The organism is Mesorhizobium sp. (assembly GCF_004962925.1).
In the GTDB taxonomy this organism is placed as follows: Bacteria; Pseudomonadota; Alphaproteobacteria; order Rhizobiales; family Rhizobiaceae; genus Mesorhizobium.
Window position 1 is genome coordinate 1 of sequence record NZ_SUEO01000120.1, and the last position, 10,817, is coordinate 10,817.

The 10,817-nt window shown below is 63.6% G+C and carries 9 protein-coding genes; 6 read left to right on the plus strand and 3 right to left on the minus strand.

Annotated elements, in window-relative coordinates:
* Nucleotides 1-131: 131 nt before the first annotated feature.
* The 6 genes from E5W87_RS21805 to E5W87_RS21830 are packed head-to-tail and all read left to right on the plus strand — an operon-like array spanning nucleotide 132 to nucleotide 5,765.
* Nucleotides 132-1,775: an ABC transporter substrate-binding protein gene (locus E5W87_RS21805; RefSeq protein WP_292402068.1), complete on the plus strand. Its 1,644-nt coding sequence runs from the start codon at nucleotides 132-134 to the stop codon at nucleotides 1,773-1,775.
* Between the two features lie 18 nt (nucleotides 1,776-1,793).
* Nucleotides 1,794-2,861: an ABC transporter permease gene (locus E5W87_RS21810; protein WP_292402071.1), complete on the plus strand. Its 1,068-nt coding sequence runs from the start codon at nucleotides 1,794-1,796 to the stop codon at nucleotides 2,859-2,861.
* Complete coding sequence (nikC, locus tag E5W87_RS21815) at nucleotides 2,858-3,778, plus strand: nickel transporter permease (protein WP_292402074.1); 921 nt, start codon at nucleotides 2,858-2,860, stop codon at nucleotides 3,776-3,778. The genes E5W87_RS21810 and nikC overlap by 4 nt, the downstream gene beginning before the upstream one ends.
* Nucleotides 3,779-3,802: 24 nt before the next feature.
* Nucleotides 3,803-4,636 carry an ABC transporter ATP-binding protein gene (locus E5W87_RS21820; RefSeq protein WP_292402077.1) on the plus strand — a complete coding sequence of 278 codons (834 nt, stop codon included), beginning with the start codon at nucleotides 3,803-3,805 and terminating at the stop codon, nucleotides 4,634-4,636.
* Nucleotides 4,633-5,382 (plus strand): ABC transporter ATP-binding protein, encoded by a 750-nt coding sequence (locus E5W87_RS21825; RefSeq protein WP_292402081.1) that lies wholly within the window; start codon nucleotides 4,633-4,635, stop codon nucleotides 5,380-5,382. The genes E5W87_RS21820 and E5W87_RS21825 overlap by 4 nt, the downstream gene beginning before the upstream one ends.
* 44 nt (nucleotides 5,383-5,426) lie before the next feature.
* Complete coding sequence (locus E5W87_RS21830) at nucleotides 5,427-5,765, plus strand: hypothetical protein (protein ID WP_292402084.1); 339 nt, start codon at nucleotides 5,427-5,429, stop codon at nucleotides 5,763-5,765.
* Between the two features lie 12 nt (nucleotides 5,766-5,777).
* Here E5W87_RS21830 and E5W87_RS21835 read toward each other — a convergent pair whose 3' ends face one another.
* From E5W87_RS21835 to E5W87_RS21845, 3 genes are all read right to left on the minus strand, one after another.
* Nucleotides 5,778-8,873, minus strand: coding sequence for an efflux RND transporter permease subunit (locus tag E5W87_RS21835; RefSeq protein ID WP_292402087.1), 3,096 nt, complete (start codon nucleotides 8,871-8,873; stop codon nucleotides 5,778-5,780).
* Complete coding sequence (locus E5W87_RS21840) at nucleotides 8,870-9,958, minus strand: efflux RND transporter periplasmic adaptor subunit (protein WP_292402090.1); 1,089 nt, start codon at nucleotides 9,956-9,958, stop codon at nucleotides 8,870-8,872. Before E5W87_RS21840 ends, E5W87_RS21835 begins: the two co-directional genes overlap by 4 nt.
* Nucleotides 9,955-10,817: efflux RND transporter periplasmic adaptor subunit (locus tag E5W87_RS21845; protein ID WP_292402092.1), on the minus strand; the 863-nt coding region annotated here is incomplete at its 5' end. The genes E5W87_RS21840 and E5W87_RS21845, both read right to left, overlap by 4 nt.

Sequence of the window (10,817 nt, forward strand, 5' to 3'; positions counted from 1 at the left end):
GGACGGTCTAGGACTTTGAACTACACATCGTGCTTTCCGAAAATCGATTCCGATTTTCGGGCCGATGTGGCAAAGAACGCTGCAACCCTGAGCCGGGAACTCAGGTCAACAAAAACAGGGAACAGTTAAAAATGATGATGGAAAAGTTTGCTCTACGCTCCCGCTTCTTGCTCGCGGGCGCTGCCATTTCCGCACTGCTTCTGGCCGGCGCGCCTGCCCTTGCGGTGACGCCTGCCGACACGCTGGTCGAGGGTTTCGCCATCGACGACATCATCTCCATGGATCCGGGCGAGGCGTTCGAGCTGTCGACCGCCGAGGTCACCGGCAACACCTACGATCTGCTCGTCCGCCTCGACTTGAGCGATACGTCCAAGGTCAAGGGCGATCTCGCCGAAAGCTGGACTGTCTCCGACGACGGTCTGGTCTATACTTTCAAGCTCAAGCCCGGCCTGAAATTTGCCTCGGGCAATCCGATCACGGCGGCCGACGTCGCCTATTCGTTCGAGCGCGCCATCAAGCTTGACAAGAGCCCGGCCTTCATCATCGGCCAGTTCGGCATCAATGGCGACAACGTCACTGAGAAGGCCAAAGCCGTCGATGACACGACGTTCCAGTTCACCGTCGACAAGGCCTATGCGCCGAGTTTCGTCTTGAACTGCCTGTCGGCGACCGTGGCCTCGGTCGTCGATGCCAAGCTGGTCAAGGAGCATGTCGCCGCGGTCACGCCGAGCGCCGACTACAAATACGACAACGACTTCGGCAACGCATGGCTGAAGACCGGCTATGCCGGCTCCGGCGCCTTCAAGCTGCGCGAATGGCGGGCCAACGAGGTCGTCGTCATGGAGCGCAACGACAATTATTACGGCGAAAAGGCCAAGCTTGCCCGGGTCATCTACCGCAACATGAAGGAAAGCTCGGGCCAGCGCCTGGCGCTCGAGGCCGGCGATATCGACGTTGCCCGCAATCTCGAGCCGAACGACCTCGACGCCATCGCCAAGAACGCCGATCTCACCACCACCAGCGCGCCGAAGGGCACGGTCTATTACATCAGCCTCAACCAGAAGAACCCGAACCTCGCCAAGCCCGAGGTTCGGCAGGCCTTCAAATATCTCGTTGATTATGATGCCTTGAGCTCGACCATCCTCAAGGGCATCGGCGAGATCCACCAGACCTTCTTGTCGAAAGGCGTGCTCGGCGAGCTGGACGAGAATCCGTTCAAGTTGGACGTCGCCAAAGCCAAGGAACTGCTCGCCAAGGCCGGTTTGGCCGACGGCTTCAGCGTCACCATGGACGTACGCAACACTCAGCCGGTGACCGGCATGGCGGAATCGTTCCAGCAGACGCTGGGACAGGCCGGCATCAAGCTGGAGATCATTCCCGGCGACGGCAAGCAGACGCTGACCAAATACCGCGCCCGCAACCACGACATCTATATCGGCCAGTGGGGCCAGGATTATTTCGATCCGAACTCCAATGCCCAGACCTTCGCCAGCAACCCCGACAATTCGGATGAAGGCAAGACCAAGACCCTTGCCTGGCGCAACGCCTGGGACATTCCGGACCTGACCAAGGAAACGGAAGCGGCCTTGCTCGAGAAGGATTCGGCCAAGCGCGCTACAATGTACCAGGATCTGCAGAAGAAGATCCTCGAAACCAGTCCCTTCATCATCATCCATCAGCAGCTGGAAGTGGCCGGCCTGCGCAAAAACCTCAAGGGCTTCGCGCTCGGCCCGAGCTTCGACACCAACTTCGTCGGCCAGATCTCCAAGGAATGATGCCGGCGGACGCGCCGCATGAGCATTGTTGAAAGCGAAGCAACGGCAGGACGCGGCAGCGCCCGTGCTGTCGCTGTCGCGTCGTCGATCGCCCGCTTCCTGGTCATCGCGATAACCACCTATCTCGGTCTTCTCGCGGTGACCTTCTTCATCGGCCGGGTAATCCCGATAGACCCGGTGCTGGCGGTGCTCGGCGACCGGGCGCCGGCCAACGTCGTCGAACGGACACGCCGCGAGATGGGGCTCGACCTGCCGCTGATCGAGCAGTTCTACATCTATGTGAAGAATGCCTTGAACGGCAATTTCGGCACCTCGGTGCTGACCACCAATCCTGTGATGACCGACATCCGCCGCGCCTTTCCGGCGACGATCGAGCTGGCGACGCTGGGAACGTTGATCGGTGCATTCATCGGTGTGCCGCTCGGCGTGCTGGCCGCGGTCCGGCGCGGCAGCATCATCGACCAGATCGTGCGCATCATCGGCCTGGTCGGCTACTCCGTACCGATCTTCTGGCTCGGATTGCTGGCGCTTGTGCTGTTCTATGCCAAGCTGCAATGGGTGGCATTTCCCGGCCGCCTCGATATCGTCTACGAATACACCTTCACGCCGATCACCGGCTTCTATCTTCTGGATTCCCTGTGGCAGCGGCAGTGGGATGTGTTTTCCGATGCCTTCCGCCACATCATCCTGCCGGCTTCGCTGCTCGGCTATTTCTCGCTCGCCTATATCAGCCGCATGACGCGATCGTTCATGCTGAACGAGCTTGCCCAGGAATATATCGTCGCGGCGCGCGCCAAGGGCCTGTCGGAAACACGTATCATCTGGGGCCACGCGCTGCGCAACGCGGCGGTGCCGATGGTCACCGTGATTGCGCTTTCCTATGCCGGCTTGCTCGAAGGCTCGGTGCTGACCGAGACGGTGTTTTCGTGGCCGGGCATCGGTCTCTACATCACCAATTCCCTGCAGAACGCCGACATGAACGCGGTGCTCGGTGGCACCATTGTCATCGGCTCGGTCTTCATCGGCATCAATCTTCTGTCGGACCTGCTCTACCGGGTGCTCGACCCAAGGACCAAGGTACGATGAGCGTTGAAGCGATCCAGAGCCGTCGCGACTGGCTGCTCAGCGAGCGGCCAGCCTCGCGCATGCAGGCAAGGCTCGGCCGCGCCTATGTGGCGTGGCGGCGCTTTTCCGCCAACCGGCTGGCGTTTCTCGGCCTGCTGATCATCATCGCTCTGCTGGTGGTCGCGGCATTTGCCGATGTGCTGGCGCCCTATTCGCCGACATTCGGCGACCTCAAGGGCTCGCGCCTGCTGGCGCCAAGTGCTGCGCACTGGTTCGGCACCGACGACCTCGGCCGCGACATCCTTTCGCGCGTCATCTTCGGCTCACGATGGACGCTCTACGTCGTCATTCTCGTCGCCGTCATTGCCGCCCCTATAGGCCTGCTGGTCGGCACGGTCGCCGGCTATGCCGGCGGCTGGATCGATGCGATCCTGATGCGCATCACCGACATCTTTCTCGCCTTTCCGAAGTTGATCCTGGCGCTGGCCTTTGTCGCGGCACTTGGCCCCGGCATCGAAAATGCAGTGCTCGCCATCGCCATCACCTCATGGCCGCCTTACGCGCGCATTGCGCGGGCCGAAACGCTGACCGTGCGCAATTCGGATTACATCAAGGCAGTGCAATTGATGGGTGCTTCGCCATTCCGCATCGTGCTGCGCCACATCATGCCGCTCTGCATCTCGTCGCTGATCGTCAGGGTGACGCTCGACATGGCCGGCATCATCCTGACCGCGGCCGGTCTCGGCTTCCTCGGCCTCGGCGCGCAGCCGCCGCTGCCGGAATGGGGCGCGATGATCGCGTCGGGCCGCCGCTTCGTGCTCGACCAATGGTGGGTGGCGGGTGCACCGGGCTTCGCCATCCTGTTCGTCAGCCTCGGCTTCAACCTGCTCGGCGACGGATTGCGCGACGCGCTCGACCCCCGGAGTGGTGATCAATGAGCGGCGACCAATGAGTGGCGACCAATGAGCACGCTTCTCGAAGTAGATGATCTGCGCGTCACCTTCCCGACGCGCACCGGCCGGATCGAGGCGGTGCGCGGCGTCTCCTTTTCGCTCGGCCGCGAACGGCTCGGCATCGTCGGCGAGAGCGGTTCCGGCAAGTCGCAGACCGGCCGCGCCATCATGGGCCTGACTCCGCCACAGGCCGAGGTCACTGCCAACAAACTTGCCTTCGACGGCATCGATCTGCTCGCAGCCTCGCCCCGCGACCGCCGCGCGCTGCGTGGCAAACGCATCGCCATGATCCTGCAGGATCCGAAATATTCGCTAGACCCGGTGATGAGCATCGGCCGCCAGATCGTCGAGACGCTGCGCACGCATGAGAAGGTCGGCCAGGCCGAAGCCCGCGACCGCGCACTCGCCATGCTGGAGGCGGTGCAGATCCGCGATCCCGCCCGCGTCTTCGACCTGCATCCGCACGAGGTTTCCGGCGGCATGGGCCAGCGCGCCATGATCGCCATGATGCTGATCGCCGGGCCGGAGATGATGATCGCCGACGAGCCGACCTCGGCGCTCGATGTCACCGTGCAACTCGACGTGCTCGGCATTCTCGACCGGCTGGTCAGCGAACGCGGCATGGGGCTGATCTTCATCTCGCACGATCTGCGCCTGGTCTCGTCCTTCTGCGACCGGGTGATCGTCATGTATGCCGGCAAGGTGGTCGAGCAGCTCAAGGCATCGGAGCTCGGCCGTGCCCAGCATCCCTATACGCGCGGCCTGCTCAACTGCATGCCGAAGATCGGCGCCGACCGCCACCCGCTGCCGGTGCTCGACCGCAAGCCGGAGTGGGCAGCGTGACGGCGGCGCTTTCCGTCGACAGGCTGGAGGTGGTCTTCGACCGTTTTCGCGCGCTGAAGGGCGTCAGCCTCGAAGTGCAATCAGGCGAATCCTTCGGCTTGGTCGGCGAATCCGGCTCCGGCAAATCGACGCTGCTGAGGGCAATCGCCGGCCTCGCACCGGCCGCTTCGGGCAGCATCACGGTCAACGGAAAAAGACTCGGCGCGCGCCGCGACAAGGCCTTTTATCGCGAAGTGCAGATGGTCTTCCAGGACCCTTACGGCTCGCTGCATCCGCGCCAGACCGTCGACCGCCTGTTGCAGGAGCCGCTTGCCATCCACGGCTTTGCCGACGGTGAGAAGCGTATCCAGCGGGCGCTGGATGAGGTCGGGCTCGGTACCGGCTTCCGCTTCCGCTATTCGCATCAATTGTCGGGCGGCCAGCGCCAGCGCGTGGCGATTGCGCGTGCCCTGATCCTCGAGCCGTCGATCCTGCTGCTCGACGAACCGACTTCGGCGCTTGACGCTTCGGTGCAGGCCGAAGTGCTCAACCTGCTGGAAGAGATCCGGCGGCGGCGCAAGCTGACCTTCCTGATGGTCAGCCACGACCTCGCCATCATCACCCATATGTGCGAGCGGCTGATGGTGATGCAGAATGGCGAGGCGGTCGAGAATCTGGCGGCGAGCGACCTTGTCGAGCGTCACGTGACGAAGGATTATACGCGCAATCTGTTGCGGGCCAGCGAGGGGTTTGTGAGAACTGCTTGAATTCGTTCTCCCTTTGCGCAGAAACAACCGTCTAGGGGAATTCAATGGAGGAATGGAAGTTTGCAGACCCGCCCAATGTCGCGGTGTTATCGGACAAGAGCATATTTAAACGTGGCGACTGGATCGCATACGTTGTGCATGAAGATGACGACGACGACAACCACAACGATGAAGGTGGCAGTTGGCAATTTCACAGCAGCGATACTCAAGATTGGGATGAACGCGAGATAGTGCTCGTCGGCCTGCAAGAGGTGGTGCGGCGGGATGAAAGCATCTTGGCATTGGCCGATTTGCCAAAAGGTTGGCACGCTTGGCGCAGTTCCAAATCGTCGCCGTGGCAGCGCGCCAAATCACTCCCTGTACCCTCCAACGATAACGAGTGATGCAGCAGGGTCTTAAGTCGAGCTTTGCGCCAGTTCGCCGGTCTCCGGAATGGGCGGCTCGTCCCGGCCCTTCGGCTCCTTGATCCTGAACCACGTCACATAGAGCGCAGGCAAGAACAGCAGTGTGATCGCCGTGCCGGCGATGATGCCGCCCATCATGGCATAGGCCATCGGCCCCCAGAACACTTCGCGCGCGATCGGGATCAGCGCCAGGCTGGCGGCCGCCGCCGTTAGCGCAATCGGCCGCATGCGATGCTCGGTCGCCTCGATGACGGCCGCCCAGCGGTCCTTGCCCTCGGCGACAAGTTGCTCGATCTGCACGATCAGGATGACCGAGTTGCGGATCAGGATGCCGATCAGCGCCAGCACGCCGAGGATGGCGACGAAGCCGAGCGGCGCCCCGCTCGGCACCAGTGCTGCCACCACGCCGATCAGGCCGAGCGGCGCCACCGCCACGACCAGGAACAGGCGCTGGAAGCTCTGCAACTGCACCATCAGGATGGTCGCCATGACGAACAGCATCAGCGGCACCACGGCGGCGATCGGCCCCTGGCTGTTGGCGCTTTCTTCGACCGAGCCGGCGGTGGCGATCGAATAGCCCGGCGGCAATTTGGCGATGAATGCGTCGACCGACGGCTTCAACTCGTTGACCACGGTGGCGGGCAGCACGTCGCCGACCAGTCCGGCGCGCACGGTGATCGTCGGGATGCGGTCGCGGCGCCACACCGTCGGCTGTTCGAGCTCGTAGCGGAAGTTCGCCACCGCGGCGAGCGGGATCGCCTCGCCTGTCCCGGTCGGCAACTGCATGTTCTGCAGCGTGCCGATCGAACCCCGCTCGGCCTCGCGCGAGCGGGCCACCACGTTGATCAGATAGGTCGCGTCGCGCACCTGGGTCATGGTGGAGCCGCCCACCGTGCTGTTCAGCGCGCTGGCAATGTCAGAGGAGGTGATGCCGAGTTGCCGTGCCTTGTCCTGCAGCACGTCGACCCTCAGCACGCGCTCGGGCTCGTTCCAGTCGAAAGTGGGTGCGGCCAGCTTCGGATTGGCGGAAATGATGCCGGCGAATTCCTGCGCCAGCGTCCGTACCGTCTGGACGTCGGGACCGCCGACGCGGTACTGCACCGGCCGTCCGACCGGCGGCCCGAGCTCGAGCGGCTTGACGAAGGCGTCGGTGCCGACGAACTCGTCGCGCAGCAGCTTTTCGAGGGCGGGCTTGACCCGGTTGCGCGCCTCGATGCTCTTGGTGACGATGACGGTTTGGCCGAAATAGGGATTGGCCGGCTGCACGTCAAAGGTCAGCACGAAGCGAACCGCGCCCTGGCCGATATAGGAGCTGAAGTGATCGATATCGGAATTGCCGACCAGAGCCCGCTGCTCGAAGCGCTCCAGCTGGTCCCGAGTCTCGGCGATCGAGGAGTTCTGCGGCAGGTTCCAGTCGACGATCAGTTCCGGCCGGTCGGATGGTGGAAAGAACTGCTGCTGGACGAGGCCGAAGCCGGCCAGCGAAGCCGCGAACAACAGCACGGTTGCGATGATGGTCAGCCAGTGATGACGCACCGAACCGACGAGGATGCGTCGGAACAGCGCGGTGAAGCGGCCGGGCTTTTCATGATGCTGCTTCATCGTCGCCGGCAGGATGGTGACGCCGAGCAGCGGCGCAAACAGCACCGCGACGATCCATGACACCAGCAGCGACACGGCGATGACAACGAACAGCGTGAAAGTGTATTCGCCGGCGGCGCTGTTGTTGAGGCCGATCGGGATGAAGCCGGCGACCGTCACCAGCGTGCCGGTCAGCATCGGAAAGGCGGTCGAGGTGTAGACATAGGTCGCCGCCTTGCGCAGATTGTCGCCGACCTCCAGCCGTGCCACCATCATCTCAACCGCGATCATGGCGTCATCGACCAGCAGGCCGAGCGAGATGATCAGCGCGCCGAGCGAAATGCGCTGCAACGATATGCCGAGGTAGGCCATGACCGTGAAGGTGATGGCCAGCACCAGCGGGATCGACAGTGCCACGACGAAGCCGGCGCGCATGCCGAGGCTGATGAAGGACACGGCAAGCACGATCGCGACCGCCTCGAACAGGGCGCGGGTGAAGCCTGAAACCGCCTCCTCGACAATGACAGGCTGGTCGGCGACCAGATGCACGCCGACGCCGACCGGCAGGTCGGCCAGCACCCTGTTCATCTCCTCGTGCAAGCCCTCGCCGAACTCCAGCAGATTGGCATTGGGCTTCATGCCGATGGCGAGGCCGATCGCGTCCTGCCCGTTGAAGCGGAACAGAGCCGTCGGCGGGTCGACATAGCCGCGCGAAATCGTCGCTACGTCGCTCAGCCGGAAGAAGCGATCGTTGACGCGCAAATTGATGGCGCGAAGGCTCTCTTCCGAGGCGAACTGGCCGCCGACGCGCACACTGATGCGCTCCGGCCCGGACTGGATGACACCAGACGGCGTGATCGCGTTCTGCGCCTGCAGGCTGGCCACGATCGCCTGCTGGTTGAGGCCGAGGGCCGCGATCTGGCGGGTCGAGAATTCGAGGTAGATCGATTCGTCCTGGGCACCGACCAGATCGACCTTGCCGGCATTCGGCACGGCCAGGATCTTTGTCCTGACATCCTCGACATAGTCGCGCAACTGGCGCCGCGTCAGCCCGTCGGCGGTGAAGGCATAGATGTTGCCGTAGACGTCGCCGAAGCGGTCGTTGAAGAACGGTCCCTGCACGCCTTGCGGAAACTGCGCCCAGATGTCGTTGACCATGTTGCGCACCTGCAGCCAGGTCGGCACGACATCGCGCGCCTTGGTCGTCGGCTTCAGGTTGACGAAGATGACGGTCTTACCGGCGGAGGTGACGGATTTGGTATAGTCGAGGCTGTCGAGCTCTTCGAGCTTCTTCTCGATGCGGTCGGTCACCTGCCGCACCGTCTCGTTGACCGATGCGCCGGGCCAGTTGGCCTGGATGACCATGGTCTTGATGGTGAAGGCGGGGTCTTCCTCGCGGCCGAGATTGAGATAGGCAAAGACCCCGGCCACGACGAAGACCAGCATGAAATACCACACCAGCGAACGATGGCTCAGCGCCCAGTCGGAGAGGTTGAAGCCCTTCATGTGGCCCCTCCCTCAGGGATCTTGACCTTCTGTCCCTCGGTCAGGCTGTGGACGCCGGCAGTGACGACGCGCATGCCAGCATCGAGGCCCTCGGCGACGGTGAAGGTGGCGGCGCCCTTGGCGGCAATTTTGATGTCGCGGGCACTCACGCTCGACGTCTGCTGGTCGACGATCCAGACTTTTTGTCTGCCGTTCTTCTCCAGCAGCGCCGACAGCGGCAACTCGATCGTCGGCGTGATCTTGGCGATGCGGGTCGCCGTCACCGTCGAACCAAGCCGGAATGCCGGCGGTGGATCGATGAGCGTCAGCCGGATGCGGCGTGTGCGGGTCGAACCTTCGGCCTGCGGAGCGATCTCGCGCAGCCTGGCTTCGCTGCGTATTGTCGGCAGCGATTGCAGGATGATCTGGAAGGGCGTGCCGACGGCGAGATTGCCGGTCAACTGGTCGGGAATGTCGACGACTGCTTCACGCGGGTCGGAGCGCGCCACCGTGACGACGGTCTGGCCGGGCGAGACCGTCTGGCCGACCTCGGCGCCGACGGCGGTGACCACGCCATCGAAGTCCGAGAACAACCTGGTATAGCCAAGCTGCTCCTGCGATTTGGCAAGGGCCGCATTGGCCCGTTCGATGCCGGCCGCGGCGGCCTGCCTCGCTTGCTGCGCGGCGTCGAAGACGGCTTGCGAGGTGTTGGCGGCGGCAAGCAACTGGCGCTGGCGCTCCTCGCTGGCGGCGGCATTGGCAAATTGCGCCTGCGCGTTGGAGAGTTCCGCCTTCGCCGCCTGCTCTGCAAGCTCCAGCGCAGTCGGATCGAGCGCGGCGATCGTCGTGCCCTTGGTGACGATATCGCCGACCTTGACATCGCGGGCGACGACCCGGCCAAGCAGGCGGAAGGCAAGATCGGCGCTGAATTGCGGTTCGACGGATCCGGCGAAGCCGAAGGTCTCTATGGTGCGTGGCTCGACCACCACCGACAGCACCGGCCGGATGATCTCGGGCGGCTTCTTTTCCGATTGCGAGCAGGCGCCTAGCACCAGCCCAAACAGGGCAGGGACAAGCGCGGTAGCGCTGCGCAGGAGCCGGTTCATTGCCCCGCTCCCGCTATCTCGACGGTCTGGCCGGGGCTGAGCAACTGGCCGCCGGCGGTGACGACGGTTTGGCCTGCCTCCAGCCCCTTGTCGATGACGACCGAGCCGGATCCAAAGGCAAGCACCTCCACCTGTGCCGTTGTCACTGCCTTGGTCGATTGATCGACGACCCAGACGGCCGGCTTGCCGTCGCTCGAGGTCAATGCCTGCCACGGCAGGATCACGGCTTTCAAAGGCTGGGCGCTAACCGAGCCAATGACGGCCGCGCCCAGCGGCATGCCTGCGGGCGTGTCGGGAATGGCGACCTTGACCCGGATCGAGCCCGAAGCCGGATCGACCGCTGGCGAGATTTCGCGCACCTTGCCCATTGCCTTGATCTGCGGATCCGACAACAATGTGATCGTCACCGCCGGTGCTGCCGGCGTCTTGGCGACCAGCGTTTCCTCTACGTTGAAGACCGCATCGCGGTCGCCGTCCTCGGCAAGGGTGAAGACGGTCTGCGCCGCCTGCACCACCTGCCCTGCTTCGACCTGGCGCACTGTGATCACGCCTGCCGCACCCGCCTTGAGTTCGGTGAAGGAAAGGTTCTCTTTTGCATTGGCGAGCGCGCTTTGAGCGGCATCAACGCTGCCTCGCGCCACCTTCGACGCCTGCTCGGCCGCATCATAGTCGCGCCTGGTGGTGTAGCCCCGGGCAAGCAGTGTCTTCTGCCGTTCGAAGGCGGCGGCGGCCTGGGTCAATTGCGCCTGCGAGGCGTCGAGATCGGCTTGCGCCGAGCGCAGGTCAAATTCCTGTTCCTGCGGATCGATGCGGGCAAGCACGGCGTCTTGATCGACATGCTGGCCGACATCGACAAGCC